Source organism: Roseiflexus sp. (assembly GCF_057785375.1).
In genome coordinates this window covers 15,799-36,599 of the sequence record NZ_JBYNRX010000013.1, presented here as the reverse complement: position 1 = coordinate 36,599, position 20,801 = coordinate 15,799, and the positions used below count along the sequence as shown (strand labels likewise).

17 protein-coding genes are annotated in these 20,801 nt (G+C 61.9%); 7 read left to right on the top strand and 10 right to left on the bottom strand.

Translation table 11 applies throughout. The features are described from left to right. Window positions 1-19 precede the first annotated feature (19 nt). The 4 genes from AC3EA7_RS02560 to AC3EA7_RS02545 all read left to right on the top strand — a co-directional run bounded on the left by AC3EA7_RS02560 (window position 20) and on the right by AC3EA7_RS02545 (window position 3,681). Window positions 20-361 carry a hypothetical protein gene (locus tag AC3EA7_RS02560; RefSeq protein WP_488612460.1) on the top strand — a complete coding sequence of 114 codons (342 nt, stop codon included), beginning with the start codon at window positions 20-22 and terminating at the stop codon, window positions 359-361. Window positions 362-664: 303 nt separating this feature from the next. Beyond that, complete coding sequence (gene hisS, locus AC3EA7_RS02555; RefSeq protein ID WP_488612459.1) at window positions 665-2,038, top strand: histidine--tRNA ligase; 1,374 nt, start codon at window positions 665-667, stop codon at window positions 2,036-2,038. Next, window positions 2,019-2,657 carry a cyclodeaminase/cyclohydrolase family protein gene (locus tag AC3EA7_RS02550; protein WP_488612458.1) on the top strand — a complete coding sequence of 213 codons (639 nt, stop codon included), beginning with the start codon at window positions 2,019-2,021 and terminating at the stop codon, window positions 2,655-2,657. Before hisS ends, AC3EA7_RS02550 begins: the two co-directional genes overlap by 20 nt. A 73-nt stretch (window positions 2,658-2,730) precedes the next feature. After that, window positions 2,731-3,681, top strand: coding sequence for an NAD(P)/FAD-dependent oxidoreductase (locus AC3EA7_RS02545; RefSeq protein WP_488612457.1), 951 nt, complete (start codon window positions 2,731-2,733; stop codon window positions 3,679-3,681). Window positions 3,682-4,318: 637 nt separating this feature from the next. On the opposite strand, the gene AC3EA7_RS02540 is transcribed toward AC3EA7_RS02545, so the two are convergent. After that, the gene (locus tag AC3EA7_RS02540; protein ID WP_488612456.1) at window positions 4,319-6,628 is read right to left on the bottom strand and encodes an ATP cone domain-containing protein; all 2,310 of its coding nucleotides are present in this window, start codon (window positions 6,626-6,628) and stop codon (window positions 4,319-4,321) included. A 362-nt stretch (window positions 6,629-6,990) separates the two neighbouring features. Between AC3EA7_RS02540 and AC3EA7_RS02535 the strand changes: the two genes are divergently transcribed. Next, complete coding sequence (locus AC3EA7_RS02535; RefSeq protein WP_488612455.1) at window positions 6,991-9,573, top strand: SUMF1/EgtB/PvdO family nonheme iron enzyme; 2,583 nt, start codon at window positions 6,991-6,993, stop codon at window positions 9,571-9,573. A gap of 449 nt (window positions 9,574-10,022) precedes the next feature. After that, a complete protein-coding gene (locus AC3EA7_RS02530) occupies window positions 10,023-11,120 on the top strand; it encodes a glycosyltransferase family 4 protein (RefSeq protein ID WP_488612454.1) in 1,098 nt (365 codons plus the stop codon). Here AC3EA7_RS02530 and AC3EA7_RS02525 read toward each other — a convergent pair. The 8 genes from AC3EA7_RS02525 to AC3EA7_RS02490 all read right to left on the bottom strand — a co-directional run bounded on the left by AC3EA7_RS02525 (window position 11,117) and on the right by AC3EA7_RS02490 (window position 18,234). Then, window positions 11,117-11,836, bottom strand: coding sequence for a ThuA domain-containing protein (locus AC3EA7_RS02525; protein ID WP_488612453.1), 720 nt, complete (start codon window positions 11,834-11,836; stop codon window positions 11,117-11,119). The two genes, AC3EA7_RS02530 and AC3EA7_RS02525, sit on opposite strands and share 4 nt — an antisense overlap. A 20-nt stretch (window positions 11,837-11,856) precedes the next feature. Continuing rightward, the gene (locus AC3EA7_RS02520; RefSeq protein WP_488612452.1) at window positions 11,857-12,201 is read right to left on the bottom strand and encodes a HEPN domain-containing protein; all 345 of its coding nucleotides are present in this window, start codon (window positions 12,199-12,201) and stop codon (window positions 11,857-11,859) included. 198 nt (window positions 12,202-12,399) lie between these two features. After that, window positions 12,400-12,552 carry a hypothetical protein gene (locus tag AC3EA7_RS02515; protein ID WP_488612451.1) on the bottom strand — a complete coding sequence of 51 codons (153 nt, stop codon included), beginning with the start codon at window positions 12,550-12,552 and terminating at the stop codon, window positions 12,400-12,402. A gap of 67 nt (window positions 12,553-12,619) precedes the next feature. Continuing rightward, window positions 12,620-13,924, bottom strand: coding sequence for a PAS domain-containing protein (locus AC3EA7_RS02510; protein WP_488612450.1), 1,305 nt, complete (start codon window positions 13,922-13,924; stop codon window positions 12,620-12,622). Window positions 13,925-13,933: 9 nt separating this feature from the next. Continuing rightward, window positions 13,934-15,574 (bottom strand): APC family permease, encoded by a 1,641-nt coding sequence (locus AC3EA7_RS02505; RefSeq protein ID WP_488612449.1) that lies wholly within the window; start codon window positions 15,572-15,574, stop codon window positions 13,934-13,936. Between the two features lie 17 nt (window positions 15,575-15,591). Continuing rightward, window positions 15,592-16,242: a cyclase family protein gene (locus AC3EA7_RS02500; protein ID WP_488612448.1), complete on the bottom strand. Its 651-nt coding sequence runs from the start codon at window positions 16,240-16,242 to the stop codon at window positions 15,592-15,594. Between the two features lie 271 nt (window positions 16,243-16,513). After that, window positions 16,514-17,497, bottom strand: a complete 984-nt coding sequence (locus AC3EA7_RS02495; RefSeq protein ID WP_488612447.1) for a metallophosphoesterase family protein — start codon at window positions 17,495-17,497, stop codon at window positions 16,514-16,516. A 2-nt stretch (window positions 17,498-17,499) separates the two neighbouring features. Further along, complete coding sequence (locus AC3EA7_RS02490; protein ID WP_488612446.1) at window positions 17,500-18,234, bottom strand: hypothetical protein; 735 nt, start codon at window positions 18,232-18,234, stop codon at window positions 17,500-17,502. Between the two features lie 120 nt (window positions 18,235-18,354). On the opposite strand from AC3EA7_RS02490, the gene AC3EA7_RS02485 reads away from it, so the two are divergent. Beyond that, window positions 18,355-19,596 carry an ATP-binding protein gene (locus AC3EA7_RS02485; RefSeq protein WP_488612445.1) on the top strand — a complete coding sequence of 414 codons (1,242 nt, stop codon included), beginning with the start codon at window positions 18,355-18,357 and terminating at the stop codon, window positions 19,594-19,596. A 342-nt stretch (window positions 19,597-19,938) separates the two neighbouring features. Here AC3EA7_RS02485 and AC3EA7_RS02480 read toward each other — a convergent pair whose 3' ends face one another. Beyond that, complete coding sequence (locus AC3EA7_RS02480; RefSeq protein WP_488612444.1) at window positions 19,939-20,553, bottom strand: Uma2 family endonuclease; 615 nt, start codon at window positions 20,551-20,553, stop codon at window positions 19,939-19,941. Window positions 20,554-20,801 lie beyond the last annotated feature (248 nt).

Sequence of the window (20,801 nt, the reverse complement as noted above, 5' to 3'; positions counted from 1 at the left end):
GAGCGATGGAAGGAGTGACATGAAACGAGTTTGGGTTGCGATGACCGGGCCGCTGAAGATCGCGCGTCGTATCACGGGCGTGTTTTTATTAACGCTCGGCATTCTTGGTCTGTTGCTGCCGGTGCTGCCCGGCTGGTCACTGATCATCCCCGGTGTGGCGCTGCTCGGGCGGCGTGATCGCCTGGTGCGCCTGAGCCACCTGGCGGTGCGGTATGCGCTGCGTTGGATGCGGTGCAGCCGTCAGCCGCACCTTCGGGCACTTGGGCGGCGCCTGACAACCGAGTATGGGCACACCCGGCGTCTGGTGCTCCCCGCCATTGTTGCCACAGAACGCGCCGTTGCCCGTGCGCTGGCATGGTAGGGGGTAGGGGTGAGGAGTGAGGAGTGAGACTCTCCACTTCTTGCCTCTTGCCTCTTGCCTCTTGCCTCTTGCCTCTTGCCTCTTGCCTTTTGCCTGGCTTCACCTTCCCACGTTCAACGTTCAACGGTTCCACCTTCAACCTTCAACCTTCAACCTTCGCACCTGCGCCGGGCAACCGCGCCATTCCCGTGAATGACTGTATCCGGTTGTGGTATCATGATCCTGTCAAAAGATGAGGAAGGGGTTTTTGTCTCTCGTTTTCCATACGCGCATAACCAAGCACCATACCACCGAAGAGGTTCCATGTCCAGCCGGGTTCAAAACATTCGAGGCATGCGCGATCACCTGCCGTCAGCCATGATCCTGCGGCAGTACATCGTCAGTATGCTGACATCCGTTTTCGAGCGGTACGGTTTCGAGCCGTTGCAAACGCCGATCATCGAATACGCCGAAACGCTCGACGGCAAAATCGGCGATGATGAGAAGTTGATCTATCGCTTCGAGGATCACGGCGGTCGCAAGGTGGCGCTGCGCTTCGATCAGACGGTGCCGCTGGCGCGGGTGGTGGCGCAGTATCAGGGGCAACTCCTGTTTCCGTGGCGGCGATACGCTATCGGTCAGAGTTACCGCGGCGAACGCCCTGGTCGTGGTCGCTACCGTGAGTTGTGGCAGGCGGACATCGACATTGTCGGCTCGGCGTCGCCGATGGCGGACGCGGAAATCCTGGCTGTGCTGACGGATGCGCTGACCGCGCTCGGTTTTACCGGTTTTACTACGCTGATCAGCCATCGCCAGGTTCTCGGCGGCATTGCGCGCGTTTCTGGTCTCGATGATGATGCGGCGGCGAATGTCTATCGCGCGATCGACAAACTCGACAAGATTGGCATTGAGGGGGTGCGCAACGAATTGCTCCAGAGCGGCGTGGCGCCCGACGCCGCCGAACGTATTCTGGCGCTGATCGACCTGCGTGGCGACGCCGATGAGGTGCTCGACGAACTGGCGCGGCGGTTGCAGGGCGACGATCGGGCGCAGCAGGCGATCATCAATCTGCGCGCGATCACCGGCTACGCACGCGCTATGGGCGTGCCCGACGAGCGAATGGTCATTGCGCCGCGCCTGGCGCGCGGGCTGTCGTACTACACCGGCGCCGTCTTCGAGTCGATTGTGCATAACCCGCCGATGGGGTCGCTGCTTGGCGGCGGGCGCTACGATGAGTTGATCGGCACGTTTGCCGGGCGCTCGATCCCGACCGTCGGGCTGGCGTTTGGGATCGAACGTTTGCACGATGTCATGGAGGAATTAGGCATGGGACCGGCGTCGCGCACGATTGCGACGGCGCTGGTCACGCTCTTCAACCCGGAGATGGCGGCGGAGAGCCTGCGGCTGGCGCGGGAGTTGCGCCAGGCAGGGTTGCTGATCGAGACAATGCTCGATCCTTCCGAGAAACTGGGACGGCAACTCCAGTACGCCGACCGGCGCGGCATTCCGTATGCACTGGTGCTCGGACCTGATGAACTGGCGCGCGGTGAAGTCGTGGTGAAGCATCTGCGCAGCGGCGAACAGCAAAGCGTGGCGCGCCACGCCGTTGCCGGCATGCTCCACTCGGCAGCGGAAGCGCAACGTGCTCCGCGAACAGCGAATGAGCAGGGAGGCACGCATGAGCGACTCACTTCTTGAGACGACCATCATCCAGTTTCTTGATCGCCTTGCCAGCAGCGCGCCAACGCCGGGTGGCGGGAGTGTCGCTGCGTTGACCGGCGCCATGGCGGCGGGGCTGATCACGATGGTGTGTGACCTGACGATCGGCAAGAAGCAGTATGCCGAGTTCGAGGCGGAAGCGAAAGCCATCCGCGAACGCGCCGAAACGTACCGCGCCGAACTGCAACATCTGGCGCAGGCGGATATCGATGTGTTCAACCAGTTGTCGGCGGTCTACAAACTGCCGCGTACCACCGAAGCGGACGCGGCAAGCCGGCGAGCGGCGATCCAGAAAGTTATGCGGCAGGCGACCGAGATCCCGCTCCGCACGGCGCGTGCCGCTGCTGCACTCCTGCCGCTCTGCGCTCCGCTTGCCCGCTATGGGAATCGAACGGCAGTGACTGACGTTGCTGCTGCTGCGCTCCTGATCCGCGCAGCGGTTCCGGCGGCGTTGATCAATGTCGAAAGCAATCTGACGGTGATCGAAGACCAGATCTTTGCGCGAGAGGCGCGCGCTCAGGCGGAAGATCTGCTGATTGGCCTCGATGGCGAGGTAGAGGGGGTGTTGACACTGACGCGAACTCGTCTCAAAGGATAAGTACGGCATTTCGGCGGTCTTCTCCGGTTTGTGAGCCGGTCGCAGTAATGGACGAAACCCAAGGAGGGGGAGCATGCACGACCTGATTATTGTCGGCGGTGGCGCCGCCGGCCTGGCGGCAGCGGCCTACGCCCTCGACAAGCAACTCGATGTGATGGTCGTTTACGAGAACCTGGGCGGGAAGATCAACCAGAAGTTCACCATGCACGCTGACACCGATTTCCTGGTAGGGCACATTCTCGTGCACCTCGACGCGCCTGAAACGGCGCCGGAAGAGGTGACACGCCTGGGTGCGGAGACGGTGCAGGAGTTCGAGCGACAGGTGACGACACAGCGCGGACGCGCGTTGTTCGACCGGGTGCGCCGGGTGACAAAGGAAGGCGATGTGTTCAAGGTCGAGACGGAGCGTTCCGGCACGTTGCAGGCCGCAGCGGTGATTATTGCATCGGGCGCCGTGCCGAGGCAGATCGAAGCGCCGGGTCGAGAGTTCATCAACCATGGCATTGGGTATACGCCGGTCACGTTTGCGCGCGCACTCGCCGGGAAGACGGCAGTGGTCATTGGATGCACACAGCGCGCGCTGCGCGGCGCCGCCGAACTGGCCCGCACGGCAGCGCAGGTGTATCTGGTTGCGGCGCAGTTCCCGCACGATGACCCGATCTTTGCCGTGCTGCGGAAGCGCCCAAATGTCGAAGTCCTCGAAGGATATGCGGTGGCCGAAGTCACCGGCACTTCATCGGTCGATACGGTAGTTGTCGAGCAGGATGGCAAGGTGCGTCGCCTGCCGGTGGATGCCGCATTCGCCGATGTGGGGTTGACGCCGAATGCGGCGATGGTGAAGGACCTGGTCGATACTGATGCCGAGGGCTTCATTATTGTGGATAAGCGGAATGCCACCTCGATGCCGGGGTTGTTCGCCGCCGGCGATGTGACGACGGTGTACGGCGAGCATACGCTGATCGCCATTGGCGAGGGGGCGCGCGCCGCACTCGCCGCGCACGATTACCTGCTGGCGCGGGGATGAGGCATCGTTGGTGGAAGGTTGCAGGTTGCAGGTGGGAAGGTGGAACCGTTGAACGTTGAATGTGGGACAGTGGGTATGGGCAAACGGCCCGCTTGCCCATACATGCCGGGTTTGAACGCATCTCTGCCCCCACGCCAGCGCATAGCCAAACGCACTATGTTGGGGCGCCCCTTGTGGGCGCCCCTACCGTTGCGCTCTGCTGCGCCTTCGCCAACCGCCCGCCGGTGACGGTCACATCCAACCGCGCACCTCGCCTGATCTCACGGGTCTTGGCGGAAGACGCGCCCGGCCCGTGAGGTCTTCGCATTGCATGGGTCCAGGCATGAAGTGTCAGACGGCAAGCAAGCGCATCTCTGCTGCGCTGCGCCTGGGCTGGCGACTGAAGTCGCGCCGGGCGGGCGTTCCGCCGCAGGTCCATCAGGGGCGATTTCAATCGCTGGCAGCCGGAGCGTCGTTTCCTGACACATCATGCCTGCACCCGCCTTGCATCTGTCCCCGTCGGTCAACGTGACCGGCGGCAGGGATCGCAGGCGCGCCGGGGTCCTCTCCCAACCCTGGAGGTCTTGACCATCGTAGGGGCGTCCACAGGGGAGCGCCCCTACGATGGCGCACCCGGCGGGCGTCTGTCGCCCACTCCCTACTCCTCCGCAGGCGGAACCTCGATCTCACACACCCCCGCCATGCACGCCAGTTCCTGCGCGGCGTTCGTCAGGTCTTCCTCCTCGTAGCGCCAGATCTTGCTGAAGTCGATCTCCGGGAACTCCGCCGCCAAGCGCTCGTACTCCTCTTTGGTGATTTCGACATACGGCATCTGCGCATACTGCGCATCGAACGACGGCAGGAACGTCAACCCGCCGATCACGTCGCGGTGCTCCCAGACCCACTTCATCAGGTCGATCACTTCGTCCGGCTTGTATGTCACGGTGCACGAAGGATTGTGCTCCGTCCAGTACAGTTTGTTCTGCAACCAGTACTCGCACTGCTCGATGGCGGAGCGTTGATCGCGGGTGATCGCGCCTTCCGGCGATTTGACCGGGAAGTGAATGACCCAGGTGGTCGCGTTTTCGCGCGTCTGGCCATTCTCCGGGTCCATCGGCGCGCCAGCGTCGCGCAGCACCTTGAACAGCGGCGAATGCACCGATACGCGCACATTGCGGATGTAGTACGGCGCCCAACGCGCATGGAGGCCGGAAGAGCAGTCGAGCAACTGTGACGAATTGCCGCTCGGTTTGACGCAGGTGATCGCCGCCGACGGATTGATCCCCAGGCTCATGGCCGTCTGCCGGTTGACCTCGATGGCGATCTCCTTCAGGCGCCGCTTAACTTGCGCATCCTGCGCAATGGGACTGTCCATCTGCCCGGTAATATCAACGCCGAGCAGCCGTTCTTCCTCGCAGTTCCGCTGCCACATCGGGCGCAGACCGGGGAAGTGCGTCGCCAACGATTGGATGGTGCCGATGATCGTCGCCACTTCGACCTTGTCGCGCAGCGTGTCGAATGTGTCATCAACGCGCGCGACGGCGGCGGTCAGGTTGCAGAACTGCCATGGGCGCAGGACGATCTCGCCGCATGGGTTCGTGCCGAACTCCGCCTCTTTTCGCCGCGCCGGCTTCATCAGATTCGACGATTCGCGGTTGAAGATGCCGGGTTCGCCGCGCTGCGACTCGACCATTTCCATAAAATGGCGAATGAACTCGCGTTGCGTCAGGCCGCCACGGGGCCAGACCGCCGAGTTATTGGCGTTCCAGCGCTGGCTGTTCTCGCGCTCGAAATCGCCCGACTTCGCCAGCCGCATCTCATCATCGTCGTAGTCGAACAACGAAATCATGGCGGTGCGCCGCACACCGCCGCTCACCGCTGCGTTGCCGACGGCGCACATAATGTCGTGCGCATCGATTGGGCGCAGGAAACTCCCCTGCCGCGCAAAAATGCGATTGCGCGTAAAGTCGAGCATAGCGCGGAATGGTTCAGGTCCAGACGCCCGCCCGCCTTTGGTGCGCAACGGCGCACCCGCCGGGCGCAGGTGCGACAGGTCGAAGTGCACATCGCCGCCCTCGAACCAGGTTTCGAGACCGTAGCGCAGCGCGTCCGCCCATCCTTCCGCCGAGTCTTCGACGACGAAGGTGGTCGGCGGCTTGCCGGTCTGCCGCTTAATGCGCGGGAAGTTTTCAACATACCGGCTTTCGACTGAAAAGCCGACGCCACAGCCAGCCATCGAAATAATCAGCGCCTCGACGAACGAGTCAATACTTTCGACCGGCTGGTAACTGCAATTGTAGATTGCCACCGCATTGCGCCGCGCCGCAGGACCGGCCATCGCCAGCAGGCGCATCGAGGGCATGGCGCGCATTTCGAGAATGCTGCGCCGGATGCGCTCATACGTCTCGCGCGGCAGGCGGTCGCCCGCGAGTTCGTGCAGGTAATCGACCGCGCGATCCACGGTTTCGATCCAGGTTTCGCGTCGCCCCAACTCATAATTGAAGCGCGAATACTTATCGAAGAACTGGAACTGCTGCAACGGCGTCGGGAAGTAGATGCGCGCCTCATCGAACGCGCGTCGCACATGGTCGGGGATCGGGCGGCGCTCCCGTTCGCGGGCGCGTTCGGCGCGGTACAGGATGTAGCGCTTGGCAGCCTCGAACTCGCCGGCTGCCTGCAACACCATCTCAACAATATCCTGCACCCCCTCGACGGTTGGCGGTTTGCCCTGCGACTTGGCGGCGACGATATTGACGACGCGCTGCGCCAATTCGGGGATTGGCGTGTCGGGGGTGCGCCCAAAACTGGCGAAACAGCGCGCCATCGCGTTTTCGATCCGCGTCACGTCGAACGGAACCACCCGCCCATCGCGCTTAATGATCGTGGTTGGAACAACGATACCCGGATGGAGCGCATCAATCGCTCCGTTGCCGTGTGTTCCGTTCAGCGCCGTGTGTGATTGCGTCATGTGCCCATGTCCTCCTGAAACAAGACTATCAGGCGCCCGGCGGTGCGCCGATCAGTTGCCGGATTCGCTGCATCGCCCTTCACTATGTAAAGCAATTCGGTTATGGTCAAGCCGGTCAGAATGCGCTCACGCCAGTGACAGGGAATGGGTAGTGGCGTTTATGCTGGTAATCGTCCATATATCGTATAGAAGAGGGTGGAGTACTTCCTAAATATGGCGCTGCAAGGATAGCACACCTCTGGAGATGTGTCAAGGCTTGCGAGCACGAGCAAGCAAAATCTTTACAACAGGTAGTAGGGCGGAGTGCAGCCCGCAGTTCCAGACCCTCCCCCGCTACAAGAGTACAATGGATTGTAGAAAAGGTGTATAATGACCTATCACCTGGGCGCATCTGTCCCAAACCGCGCCAGGTGGTGGTCAGTCCGGTTCATTGGGATCGCAGTACAACGTTGACCTACCATCGCACCATTGCGAGCCAGTTGCTTCGTTCGGCCCTGATCGCCGGTCTGGCAGCTTCTGGTAGTGGGTATCCGCCGCTGACGGAAATCTACGTCGAGCGAGGCGTCGTGCCTGCGCGGAACAGGAGCGGTTCCGCGCCATTGCCGCTTGCTGATCTTGTGCGTGTGCCAGGTGCGCGCCTTGTGCTCGAAGGGTGCGCCGGCAGCGGGAAGAGCATGCTCGTGCGCCGCCTGGCGCTGGCGTGCGCCGCTGCCGTGACCGGGGAACCGGAAGGCGCAGCGGCAATGCTCGTCGATTGGACGCCGCCAGCGCCGCTGCCGGTGCTGCTCGAGGCGTCTGTATTCCTCGACGCCTCCGATCCGTGGGCGCTGATCGAGGCGCAATTGTCCGCCGGCGGTCTCGTCGCCTTTGCCGGATCGGTGCATCAGGCGCTGCGCAATGGCGGGGCGCTCGTGATCATCGATGGTGTGACGCCTCATGCTACCCCGCTGGTGACGCGGATCGTTGCAGCATTTCCCGCCAACCGCTACATCTGTACCTGTCGCCCGCATCTCAATGCAGACGCCTCGCCAGCGTCGCTCTTGCAGGCACACGGCTTTCAGACATGGCATCTTGCGCCGCTTGAACGCGCTCAGGTCGATACCCTGGTCGCCCGCCTGCTGACTGCCATGCATCGGCGGAAGGTTGCGCACGAGACGCCGCTGCGGAGCGGACCGATTGACGAACAGATCGCCGACCTCCAGGGGCGCCTGCTCATTGATGACGGACTGCGGGCATTAACGTTCGAGCCGCTGGCAGCAGCGATCGCGGTGACGGTTGACGCCGGCGGGCGCACGCTCCCGGCTGCGCGCGCCTGGGTCTACCGACAGGTCATCGCGGCGTTGTGGGGTGATGATGCTCCCCCGCCAACGGTGCTGGCGCCGCTGGCGCTGGCGTTGCATCGCGCCATGGAAGATGATGGGCAATCAAGCGCACTGATGCGCGCCGATGTCGAACGGCTGATCCGGGAAGGCGTCCCTGATGCCGACAATCATCTGATTGCCGCCATTATCGAGCGCGCCTTCGAGACCGGCCTCCTCGACGTGCGTGCTGGCGAGGCGTCTCAACCGGCATACCATATGCCACAGATGGGATTGCGCTCCTTCCTGGCGGCGCATGCCCTGGCGCACGCCGCCGATTTCGATGCGATCATGGCGCGCTATGCCGGTGATCCTGCCTGGCGCGAGACCCTCACGCTTGCGGTGTGGCAGCGCATCAACGCTGCGCCGACAGATGATGAGCAGGGTCAGGTCTCAGACCTGACCCTGCCGGGGGACCTGCGTGAACTATTGTCGTCACCTCGACAGGCTCGGCGCACTGCTGCCGGACAAACCGGAGATGCGCAGTCGGCAAAGAAACGATTTTCACGACAAACGCCGATTTCCCGTCCGGTGCTGCAACAGAGGACAGACGCTGCGGTCGACCGTCCAGAGCGGACGGCGTTGCTTCTCGCCTCCTGCCTGGAAGCGCTGGACGCGCAGCGGTTTCCTGCGATGCTCCCCGAGGTGCAACAGCATCTGCTGACGGTCATGGCCGATCCTGCGGTTGCGGCGGAAGATCGTGTGCAGGCGGGGCTGATGCTGGGACGGTTGGGCGATCCGCGCTTCGAGCAAGGGCGAGGCTTAGACCCGCCCCCGCTGCTGCCGCCATTGGCGCAGATTGACGCCGGCGTCTTTGTGTATGGCACGAATGACGCGCCATACAGCGAAGAAGGACCGGCGCAGCGCATCGACCTGCCCGCCTATCAGATCGGCATCTACCCGGTTACGAACGCGGAGTACGCCCGTTTCCTGGCAGCGCGTCCGAACCATCCCAAACCGCATTACTGGTACGACCCGCGCTTCAACAATCCGTCGCAGCCGGTTGTCGGCGTCACCTGGCACGATGCCGTGGCCTATACGACGTGGCTGACCCGCGTCCTGGCAGCCGAAGGGCGTCTTCCCCCGGGCATGGTGGTGCGCCTGCCACTCGAAACCGAGTGGGAAAAAGCCGCCACGTGGGGACCTCGCGCGCGCGTCAAGCGTCGCTTTCCCTGGGGCGACCAGTGGGTTGCGGGGGCGGCGAATGTCGCCGAGACCCGCACCAGACCTGATGGGAAGTCACGTTGGGCAACGACGCCGGTGGGATGTTTTCCCGGCGGCGTAAGCCTGTATGGCGTTCACGACATGATCGGGAATGTCTGGGAATGGACGGCGAGCAGTGTCGAAGCATCACCGAGTCGCGGACTTGTGACGGGGCGGAGAACGACGTTGCCACGCTGTTCTGCCGATTCCTTGAGTGAGTCATTATCGGCGCCACGCCGCCACTACATGCTGCGCGGATCGTCGTTCAACTCGACGAACGCCCACGCGCGAGCCACCTACCGCGGCAGTCATCTCCCACCGGATTACTGGCGCTACAACATTGGCTTCCGGGTCGTGATTGCGCGTCCGGTGGCGGGGGAATGAACCGGGAACCGAGAACTGAGAACTGAGAACTGAGAACTGAGAACCAGGAACAGGGTAGGGAGTAGGGAGCGGGGAGCAGGGAGTAGGGAGTGGGGACTCACTTTCGCACCTTCGCACCTTCCCGCCTGCCGCCTTTCCTCCTTCTCACGTTCAACGTTCAACGTGCAACGTGTAACGACCTTCGCGCCTGAAACGTTCGCACCTTCCCGCCTGCCGCCTTTCCTCCTTCTCACGTTCAACGTTCAACGTGCAACGCGCAACGACCGTCGCGCCTGCAACCCTCTCGCCTCCTGCCGCTCACACACATCCACATCCGTCCGGAATACCGTACAATGTTCCGGTGCGGATACACAGGTCGAGAGCAACGTTCCAGGCTCTGCGCTCAATGTCGAGATGTCGCTGCGTTCTTCCGCCCGACAGCGCCGGATCACGACAGGAGAGCACACGCCGTGAACATTGCCTTTATCGATTCGTGGGTTCAATCGAGCGCCGAAGGAAGCGGCACCGCTGTCGCCATTAACGGGTTACACCATACGCTTCAGAAACACGGCATTCGCGTGACGCGGCTGGCGCCGCTGCAACCCTGGCCCCGGAACCTGACGGCGCGCCGCCTGCTGTTCAATCTGCACCTGCCGGCGATCCTGAACCGTCTGCGCTACGACCTGGTGGTCGGTTTCGACATCGACGGGTTCCTCTGGTCGAAACGAGAACGGCGCACTCCATACCTAGCAAGCATCAAAGGCGTGTTGGCGGAGGAGTCGCGCCAGGAGCGCGGCGCCGTCCGGCGGCTGCTCTGGTCGCTGTCGCGGCTCGAAGGCGTCAATGCGCGGCATGCCGATGGCGTGATCACGACGTCGGATTACTGTCGCCGGGCAATACGGCGCCACTACGGCGTGGCAGAACAACGCGTGCGTCTGGTTCCCGAAGGGATCGACCTGAAACGCTGGCGCCGCATTGCACGGGAGGCGCCGCGACGCAGCGATGGAGCAACCATCCTGTGCGTGGCGCGCCAGTATCCGCGCAAGCATATTGCCGATCTGCTGCGCGCTATGCCGCTGGTGCGCGCAGCCATTCCCAAGGCGCGCGCCGTGGTGGTCGGCGATGGACCGGAGCATGCCGGCCTGCGCGCGCTTGCCGCCGAACTGCGTCTTGGCGACGCCGTGAACCTGGTTGGCGCCATTCCTGATGATGATGCTGTGGCGCGCATGTATCACCGCGCCGACATCTTTTGCCTGCCCAGCGTTCAGGAAGGGTTCGGCATCGTCTTCCTCGAAGCGATGGCGAGCGGTTTGCCGATTGTGGCGACGACCGCCGCAGCGATCCCCGAAGTCGTGCCGCATCGCCGCGCCGGGCTGCTCGTGCCGCCGGGCGATGTGAGCGCGCTGGCGGCGGCGCTGATCGAATTATTGCGCAACCCGGATCAGCGCGCCGCCTATGGCGCATTTGGCCAGGCGCACGTCGAAGCATACGACTGGGAGCGCGTCGCCGACCGGTTCCTCGATCAGGTCGAACCGTTTCTATCCCCTGCCGCCGCCGTGACCCCCTAACTTCTCGGCTTCGCATTGCCAAACACCGGTTTCGGTCCGCCCGACGGCGCTGCCCAGCGCGCGGCATTGGCGATCACCCGGCGCACATTCGGGTCGCGGTAGGTCGGGTAGGATTCGTGACCGGGGCGGAAGTAGAAGATTTTGCCGCGCCCGCGGGTATAACAGCACCCGCTGCGAAACACCTCGCCGCCGGTAAACCAGCTGATAAACACCAGTTGCTCCGGCGCCGGAATGTCGAACCGTTCACCGTACATCTCCTCCGGCAGTTCGAAGCACTCATCCAGCCCGGCGGCAATCGGGTGCCCCGGCTCGACAACCCACACGCGCTCGATGTCATCCGCCTCGCGCCACTTCAGATCGCAGGTTGCGCCCATCAGTTTGCGGAAGATCTTCGAGAAGTGACCGGAGTGCAACACGATCAACCCCATGCCGTCGAGCACGCGGGCGTGTACTTTGTCGACGACGGCATCCTGCACCAGGTGGTGCGCCATATGCCCCCACCAGATCAACACATCGGTCGTTGCCAGCACCTCATCGGTCAACCCGTGCTCCGGCTCGTCGAGGGTGGCGGTGCGCACCTCGAACCCGCCATGTGCTCGGAGTCCTTCAGCGATCGCGCCATGAATCCCCTGCGCACCGTAGATGCTGCTCGCCGGGTGGCGGCTGTCCTGCTCGTGGCGAAACTCGTTCCAGATGGTGACTCGGATGGTGGTCATTATGATGTCCTTTCAAAGAGTCAGGGCAGCAAGGAGCGTATGGCGACTAAGATTCGCTCGGCTGCCTGAATAGCCTGTTCTGCCTGTATCGAAGATACGTGAACTGTACCACCATAGTCTCCGAGATTTCGTATTTCAAAGAGCCAGTTCAAGTCTTTGCCCAATTCTTTGCTCATTTTTCCTGTTTTGACGAACCTTTGATGGATCGCAGCGATAACTCCGCTGTGCTTACTGAAATCCAGTCCTTCACTTAGCAGAATAGCTGTAGCCCCGTAAAACGCCGCATAATACGCACGAGAAGCAGCAAAGTCGTCCCATAATAGCGAGATCTCTGGCTGACTGTATGGATTGATCCGCTCGCTCAAGATAAGCGGCGCTCTCCAGTTTACGGTCTGGCGTCATATGAAAACGCCTTCTTTCTTGACATTACGGTAAAGTTGAATGCTTCCCCGATCAAATTCATCGAAGGGAACTGGTCGTGCCGAAATGAGATGATCTGATTCTAGTTGGATGGGATATAGAATCTCGATAATCTGACGAAGTTCCGAAAAATAGTCAAACGGCTAGTTGAGCAAGACCAGGAGATCAATATCGCTTGCGGCATCAAACTGGCTCCGCGCGACAGAGCTGTGCAGAATGACCCCTTTGAGACGTGCGCCATAGTGACGCTCCAGCGCTGCTCTGGCTTGCCTGATAATGTCGCTCACCGATGCCATTCAGATCACCTCCGTAACCAGCGCCACGAGTCTAACACACCCCTTTCTGCCCGGCAAACGTGCTCATTTATGAAGCGATTGCACGTTTCTGCGAACGCTTCAATACGAACGCAATCGCCGAGCGCAGGTCGCTCCGGGTGATCAACCCCTTCAGATTGACCCCCAGGCCAACGATCGTCTGCGCCAGTTCGGGGGAGACGCCAACCAGAATAGCGCGCGCGCCGAGGAGCGTAATCCCCTTTGTCGCCTGGATCAGATGATTGGCGACTGCCGTGTCGATCAGCGGCACGCCGGTAATGTCGATGATTGCCCATTGTGCGCGGTAGCGCTGCACGCTCTTCAGCAGCGCATCGGTGATCTGCTCGCTACGCGCGGTGTCGATGTCGCCAATGAGCGGCAGAACCAGGGCATCCTTCGTCACCGGCAGCACCGGGGTCGAGAGTTTGCGGATAGTTGCCAGCAGGTGCGCCTGCTGCTCGATCAGCGCCCGCTGCTCCGCCTGGCTGCGCCTTAGCGCCTCTTCCATCTCCTTCCGCGCCGTAACGTCGAAAGCAATGCCGACCAGGCCGGTCACGCGCCCGTGATCATCGCGGAACGGGGCTTTGTAGACCATCAGCCAGGTCACGCGCCCATTCGCCTCGGTGATTTTCTCTTCGATGCCCAGGTGTGGCTCGCCGGTCGCCATCACCTGCTCATCGTCGGCGATGTACGCTTCCGCATCTTCCGGCACAAACAGATCATGGTCGGTCTTTCCTTCAACCTCATCGACCGAAATGCCGGCGGCATCGGCGAAGACGCGGTTGCCCAGAATATACCGGTGGCTGCGATCCTTCAGGTAAATCATCGCCGGGATTGTATTGAACAGCGCATGTTGAATGTCTCGACTACGGCGCAGTTCTTCTTCGATCTGTTTCCGTGCCGTGATGTCGATCGCAACCCCGACCATGCCAACCACGGCGCCGCTGCGGTCGCGGTAGGGCACAGCCGAGTTCGACACCCATCCAATCGTGCCGTCTGGACGGCTTACCGGCAGTTCGACCCCCATACTCGGCTCGCCGGTCGCCATGACGCGCTCGTCGTCGCTCAGATACGCCTCTGCAACTTCTGGCGGGAAGAGATCATGATCGGTCTTGCCCGCCATGTCTTCGGCACGCACCCTGATGCGTTCGGCGAATGCGCGATTGCCATACAGGTAGCGATGCTCCCGGTCCTTGAAGTACACTATTGCGGGTATGGCATCGACCATGCCATACCCGCGTTCGACGAGGCGCTCTAATTCGGTGATGCGCTGCTGCGCCGCCTCCAGGTCCGCTTCGAGTTCTGCGACCCGGCGCTCGAGTTCTATGCAGCGGTTATCCGACATGTTATTCATACACCCTCGTTACTCAACCGGTATTTCCTTGGAGTTGAGCGACACGTCGATCCCGGCGCGTCGCCGGATCGCCTGTGCAATGAAGTAGACAATCAGCCCCGACAGGAAGATGCCGATGTTGATCAGGAACATGCCGAACCCCAGCACCCCCTCGCTCAGAGTGGCGGGATCGAGACTGATGCCGGAGAAAGGGTCGTTCAGGTACGCCCACTCCATCACGGCGCACGCCACAAGCGACAGCACGCCGACAATGCTGATCACCGGCATGCCCGCCACCCGCCACTTCACCGGCGATCCTTCAAAGACATCGGGACGACGGTACGGCAGCAGAACCGCTGCCAGCGACACCAGCATGAAGGTCAGAATGAACCCGAAGATGCCGGAGAGGGTTGCGAAGTAGGGCGTGAACACATAGATCGCCAGCGATGCAATCGACAGAATGCCCATAATCCACAGGCTGACGACCGGTGTGTGGAAGCGCTCGCTCACCGTCGCCAGGCGCGCCGGCATCAATCCATCCACCGCGTATGCCAGCAGGTTGCGCGACGCATTCAGAATCTGCCCTGGCAGCCAGGCGTAGGACCAGAAGATGAAGCCGAAGCAGATCAGGAACGCGACCAGCGGATGCTGGCTCGCGTAGGCGAGCAACTCGTGGAAACGCGGCATGGCGCTCAAGCCGACGGTTTCTGCTCCCAGATCACTGAGCGTGCTCACCGCGCCGAGGAAATCGGCGCCAACTGCGCGCATCGTCGCCCACACCAGCAGAAACCCCCACACAGCAGCGTAGATGACGGTTCCAGGAATAGCCCATGTCTGCAACCGCGCCGCCTGTTTCACCTCGCCGCCAATGTACGCCGACGAGAAACTGAACCCCATCGTCAGGTAGATCCAGGTCATCGGCAGCAGGGTGTTCATCCAGTCGAACGGCGCCGCAGCATAGCCGCTGGCGCCGACGATCTGCTGGTAGGTGTCGGGCTGTCCGTTCAACGCGCCGACATAGCGGTTGAACACGTCGGGGAACGTTGCGGCATCGGCAGTCAAGCCGACGACCAGCGCCACGAGCGCGCTCACCGTCGCCAGCAGGAAGAGCGCATTCTGCACGCGAAAGAACGACTTCAACCCGATGGTGAACAACGTCGTCAGCAGCAGGATCAGAATGGCGCCGACAACGAACTGCCCGGTAGGGGTCACCGCCCAATCGGCGATGTCGATCAGCGCAGTAGTGCCGGTCATCGCCGCGAGCACGCGACAGAACGGCGCCACGCCATAGGTCGCCAGAAACGCCGAGGGCACGCCGCCATACAGGATCCACCAGATTGTCATGTTCCAGCTGCCCATCATGCCCAGCGCCGGACCGAGCACGCGGCTGACGTACACATAGTCGCCGCCGCTGCGTGGCATCGCAGCCGAGAGAAACGCATAGACGCAGGCGGTCGGCAGCGCCAGCAGCGCGCAGAACAGCAGCGACAGGTACATGTTGCCGCCCGCATACGAAGGGATGATCAGGAGCATGAGCGCGACCATCAACCCGACGCTGATAAAATTGACGTTGTATACCAGCACGTCGAGCATGCTCGCCTGACGCACCAGACCGGTCGCTTTGCGGGCAAAGGTGCGAGGAGCGGCGATTGATTGCGAACGTCCTGCCACGTTGCGCCTCCTTTCAATCACAGAAGGTCGAACCCGAAACGGTGATTGATATCCCATGCCAGCGCGCGCGCCGGCGCGCCATCGACGGCGCCGAGCGCCAGCGGCAGCACGGCGAACATGTATGCCTGTCCGCTGCGCAGGGCATCGAGGTTGCAGAGGTTTTCGGCGATGAGGATGTCAGCGCCAAGGAGGGTGGCGTGCGCCATTTCCCCGCCGCCAACCGTCGAGTCGACATTCAGCGCATCGACGGCTACCAGCGACACGCGGCATTCGACGAGCGCGTGCGCCAGGTCGGCGCTCAGATACGGATGCCGGAAATAGCGCGCGTCCTGCCAGAACGCTTCCCAGCCGGTGCGGATGACGACGATCATGCCCGGATGGAGATCGGCGCCGGCGAGAATGTCGGCGCCAATCGGGGCGTCTTCGGCATACCCGCAGGCATCGACGACGACCCCCGAGGCGACAAAGCGTTCGGGCGGAAATGCGTCGATCCCGCGCCCATCGGCAAAATAGTGGAGCGGCGCATCGAGATGCGTGCCGCTGTGACTTCCCAGGCGCAGCGCGCTGACCCGCCAGGGAGGCGCGCCGCCGGCGACGATCTGCACTTCGGGATCGCCAGGATAGACCGGCATGCCGCTCACCAATATCCGTGTCAGATCGTAAATCATTGCATCTCCGTCTTCTGTAGCACGATCATCATGAACCCGGACTTTTGGAGCGCACGTGCGGGGCGTTCGGCGTTGATTTCGACAGGTTCAACCTGCGTGGCTGAGTGCACGTCTGACTCCCGTCAGAGCAAGCGTCGTGAGACAGCCTGTGCGCCGCACATTTCCCGGCCCGCGCGGGCAGGCGTCGCACCCGTCGCCCGTGGCTTCCGCCGCCGGGCAGGCAGGCGGATAGCGGCATATTCATTCAAAAACTTTTGCTCCACCACCGCGTCTACCCGCTCACCAGCTGATGCGCCCGGATGCGATCGCCTTCGAGCGTGATCAACGCGCCGTGCAGCACCCCTTCGCCATAGGCGCTGCCCGGGTTGATGCACAACGTGCGCCCGATCCGCACTGCACCCCGCGACTCGTGGATGTGCCCATGCAGCGCGAGCAGCGGCTGAAATTCCTCGATCACCCGTCGCACGGCTGTGCTCCCCACCGGCGTCATCACCACCTGCCCGCCCTCGGTCACAACCGTCAGATCGTTGCGCACCTGCGGCGCATCATCGAGCGTGCTGCGATAGGGCGGACTGTGCAGCACAAAGATTGCCGGACGGCTGCGGTCAAGGCGGTCGGCGACGGCGCGGATCCGGCGTTCCAGGTCTTCTTCGCTCATCTCGCGCGGACTGTGCCAGGGCGTCGGCGGCACCCACGACTCGCCCAGAATCTGGTAGCGGCCCCATTCCAGTACGCATCCATCGGGGTTACGCACCACGTTGCCGCTGCGCAGCGCGTCATCGAGCGCCGGTTCATCATCGTTGCCGGCCATCACGAAACAGGCGACGCCGCTGCCTGCCAGTCGTTCTTCGGCAAGCGCGATCCAGCGTCGCACCGCGTCGATCATCACGCGGCGGAACACCTGATCCAGGTAGCCGGGTTCCGCTTCCAGGCGGTGGTATTCGTCCGGCGAGCAGCGGTATGGATAGAAACCGTTGAAGCGGATATTCTTTTCGAGCGTCGCCAGTTCTGCATCGTCGCGGGCAAGCGTTTCCTGCCCCAGAAACGACGCCCGATACCCGTGCGGCGTCTCCACCAACGGCATGAGCATCTTGCCGGTCAGATCGCCGCCCATCACCAGCGCCTGCGCGCCGTAGAACTGCGCTGCGTTCAGGAATTTGAGCCAGCAGCGCTCCGAGCCGTGAATGTCGCTGCTGTAGAACAGCCGCACCGTCGCGTCATCATTCGTTCGTTGTTTGCGGTTGAAGAGCCACATCCTCATCCGCCTTCATCGGGAATATCGTACCAGCGCACCCGGTCGCCGATCCGCGCCCGCATTTTCCACGCCATCGTCTTCGGGCATTGCTCGATCACCGCGCGCAACGCCGCGATCTGCGATGATACCCGGTATACGCCGTATGTTGGACGACCGGCAGACCACTGTTCGAGCCGTTCCAGACAGAGTGTCAGCGTCCGATAGACGCCCCAATCGCGCGCCGCTAGTTGCGCAATGTACGCAACGTCGATCGCGTTGGGTTCGGCGCCGAGCGGCAGGTCGGAGAGCAGCGCAAACAGATCGCGCAGATCGTTTTCCGTCGCCTCCACGACTTGCAGTTTGGTCAGCAGCAGATCGGTTGGCGGCAGGGTCACGGAGTGCAGATGCAGACGGTCGCGCAGGTCAAACATGTGACACATCTGAAACCGGTCGAGGAACACATCCACGTGACGTTCGTCCGAGGTGTGTCGAAAGATCAGGCGCTGCGCGCCGTGCAGCAGATTGAACTCGCGATCCGGCTCATAGCCATGATCGATGAACAGGCGGTGCAACGCCGCGCGTTCCCTGGCAAGCCCGACCATGTCGATGTCTTTGTACGAACGGCTGAACTCAGGATGCCGCGCCGTCGGGCAGAGGTGAAAGACCGCCATGCCGCCAAGCAACCGCAAACGGAGACCAGAACCGTCCGCCGCCGCAACGAGGCGTCTGGCATCGTCGTAAAGCGCATCAACCGGCATACAGAACGCGAGATGTTATGAAGGTATAAGGACGGTCAAAAGCCGTCAATATCAGCATAGCGACGGAAGGCGGATTTGTCAAACGTGAAGAACAGCGGTATTATTCAAGGCGTGAATGACATGTATTCAAATCCCGAAATGTACTACGAACGCTGGTTGACCGCCTCGCTTCAGGATGCCTGTCGGGATCACCAGATCGTTGTGCTCACCGGCGCGCGGCAGGTCGGGAAGAGCACGTTGCTGGCGCACGCCGAACCCTTCCGCCACTGGCGTTCACACACAATGGACGACTTCGACGCGCTGGATCAGGCGACGCGCGCGCCCGAAGCATTGTGGGCTGGAACCGATCGCGTCGTGCTGGACGAAGTGCAGAAAGCGCCAAAACTGCTTCAGGCAGTCAAGATTGCCGTGGATCGCAATCCGGGGAACTATCGCTTTGTTCTTTCCGGTTCCGCCAACCTGTTACTGATGAAACAGATTAGCGAAAGCCTCGCCGGTCGCGCGGTCTATTTCATTCTCGATCCCATGACGCTCGGCGAGATCCGGCGCGCGCCGCGACCCGATATTCTGGCGCGGTTGTTGAACGGCGATCTTCTAGACGAAGGCGCGCTTCCTGAAGAACCGGCAGATCCCGCCGACATCATCTTACGCGGTCTGATGCCGCCGTTGCTGCACCTTACCTCGCCGCAATCGTGGGTACGCTGGTGGGAGGGGTATGTTGCGACGTACCTGGAGCGTGATTTGCGTCAGATCGCCCAGATTGACGCTCTGGTCGATTTTCGTAGACTCATGGAACTGCTGGCGCTCCGTTCGGGTCAACTGCTGAATCAGTCGGCGCTGGCGCGCGATGCGCATATGTCGCAACCAACCGTGTATCGTTACCTGGGGCTGCTTGAGGCGACACACCTGTTTGAGCGCCTGCCGGCTTACGCTGTCAGTCACACAACACGCTTGCTCAAATCGCCCAAGATATTTCTGAACGATCCCGGTCTGGCAGTTTTTCTGGCGGGATACTACACGGTTGACGACGTGCGCGCCGCCAGAGAATACGGCGCATACTTCGAGACGCTCATCTACCACCATCTGCGTGTACTGACTCGCCTCATGACGCCAGCAGGGCGTCTCTTCTTCTGGCGCACACGCAACGGCACAGAGGTCGATTTTGTTGTCGAACACGGGCGCAAGGTTATTGCGATTGAGGTGAAGAGCGCCAGCAATCCGGGGTACGGCGACGTAGCGGGATTACGCGCATTCCTGGATGATCACCCGAACGCGGCCGCAGGCGTTCTGCTCCATAGCGGACGCGCCATCCGCCGCCTGGGTGAGAAGATCGTGGCGCTGCCCTGGACGATGCTTGCATGACGACAACTGGCGTGCTAGTCTGCAAAAGGCGACAAGAATGAAAAGCCTCACAAAAGGCGAACGCAGAGGTGACGCGACGAGCGGTCTTGATTTCTTCAATCAGTACAATTTGTCACGGCAAAAGGCAAACGTCTGGCTGTTCTGGACGCAGAAGATTGGGAAGCGCTGATCGAATGGCTAGAGACGCTGGAAGATGTGCATATCGCACGTCAGGCCTTCGCAGAACTTAAGGCTGCTGATGGTGATCGCCAGCGCGCTGGTTGGAAGGAGTGGACGAGCGTGGCTGGAGAGATAGAGTGAGTCGCTATACTGCTCTCCCAGGTCTTGCCATAAGACGGTCCATTACACCACCGTGTCCGGCGCTCTGGCGAAGAGATCGGCAACCGGCACAGCAACTGGGAAGCGATCCGACTGAAGCGTGGCGTCTGGGCCGATCAACCTCGTGAAGGCGTAATCCTCCAGCGTGGCGTCAGGTGCGCGGCAGACCAGCGCATCACGCGTTTCCGGGCGCACGATCCAGTATTCGGGGACGCCAGCGCGCGCGTAGGCGCGCCGTTTAACAACAACGGTGTCTTGCTCCGGGTTCGATGGCGATAATACCTCGGCAATCAGGTCAGGAACGCTGCGGATGCGTCGTTCACTGATAATGTCGGCACGATCGCAGCCTACCAGCACGAAGTCAGGTTGTACCGGGTCGCATCCCGGCATCAGCACACCAATCGGTGCGGTTGCGGCATATGCCAGTCCCTGCTCTTCCAGCGGCACGCCAATATATTTGTCCAGGCGTCGCACAATCCACTGGTGAAAATAACTCAGCGCAGTGGTCATGTACAGCACACCCTCGATCACCTCGTAGCGGTTGCCATCGTCCGGGAGTTCGCGCTCCCAGCGTTCGTAGTTCCACCCCGCATCCAGTGATCGGAGCGTGATTGTCGGCAGATGCGCAACGTCAACCATAGCACGCCCCCGGTCAGCCGTGTGTTACCGTCATGATACTGCGTGCAACGCAGCGATGCAACGTCGCTCCTTTGCACCACAGAGCCGCAGAGGACTCAGAGCGAACTGCCTGACGCGGTCGCGCCTCGCGCCTCACGTCGCGCGCCGCGCACCTGCCGCGTTCAACGTTCAACGTGCAACGTGCAACGCAGCACCGCTACGGTGCAACGGTGCTACTTTTGCACCTTCAACCTGCAACCTTTCACATG

What these genes read in the sequence shown, in the direction of transcription:
- AC3EA7_RS02560 (WP_488612460.1), top strand. Translation starts at nt 20, where the DNA reads ATGAAACGAGTTTGGGTTGCGATGACCGGGCCGCTGAAGATCGCGCGT.
- hisS (WP_488612459.1), top strand. Translation starts at nt 665, where the DNA reads ATGTCCAGCCGGGTTCAAAACATTCGAGGCATGCGCGATCACCTGCCG.
- AC3EA7_RS02550 (WP_488612458.1), top strand. Translation starts at nt 2,019, where the DNA reads ATGAGCGACTCACTTCTTGAGACGACCATCATCCAGTTTCTTGATCGC.
- AC3EA7_RS02545 (WP_488612457.1), top strand. Translation starts at nt 2,731, where the DNA reads ATGCACGACCTGATTATTGTCGGCGGTGGCGCCGCCGGCCTGGCGGCA.
- AC3EA7_RS02540 (WP_488612456.1), bottom strand. Translation starts at nt 6,628, where the DNA reads ATGACGCAATCACACACGGCGCTGAACGGAACACACGGCAACGGAGCG.
- AC3EA7_RS02525 (WP_488612453.1), bottom strand. Translation starts at nt 11,836, where the DNA reads ATGACCACCATCCGAGTCACCATCTGGAACGAGTTTCGCCACGAGCAG.
- AC3EA7_RS02515 (WP_488612451.1), bottom strand. Translation starts at nt 12,552, where the DNA reads ATGGCATCGGTGAGCGACATTATCAGGCAAGCCAGAGCAGCGCTGGAG.
- AC3EA7_RS02510 (WP_488612450.1), bottom strand. Translation starts at nt 13,924, where the DNA reads ATGAATAACATGTCGGATAACCGCTGCATAGAACTCGAGCGCCGGGTC.
- AC3EA7_RS02500 (WP_488612448.1), bottom strand. Translation starts at nt 16,242, where the DNA reads ATGATTTACGATCTGACACGGATATTGGTGAGCGGCATGCCGGTCTAT.
- AC3EA7_RS02495 (WP_488612447.1), bottom strand. Translation starts at nt 17,497, where the DNA reads ATGTGGCTCTTCAACCGCAAACAACGAACGAATGATGACGCGACGGTG.
- AC3EA7_RS02490 (WP_488612446.1), bottom strand. Translation starts at nt 18,234, where the DNA reads ATGCCGGTTGATGCGCTTTACGACGATGCCAGACGCCTCGTTGCGGCG.
- AC3EA7_RS02485 (WP_488612445.1), top strand. Translation starts at nt 18,355, where the DNA reads ATGTATTCAAATCCCGAAATGTACTACGAACGCTGGTTGACCGCCTCG.
- AC3EA7_RS02480 (WP_488612444.1), bottom strand. Translation starts at nt 20,553, where the DNA reads ATGGTTGACGTTGCGCATCTGCCGACAATCACGCTCCGATCACTGGAT.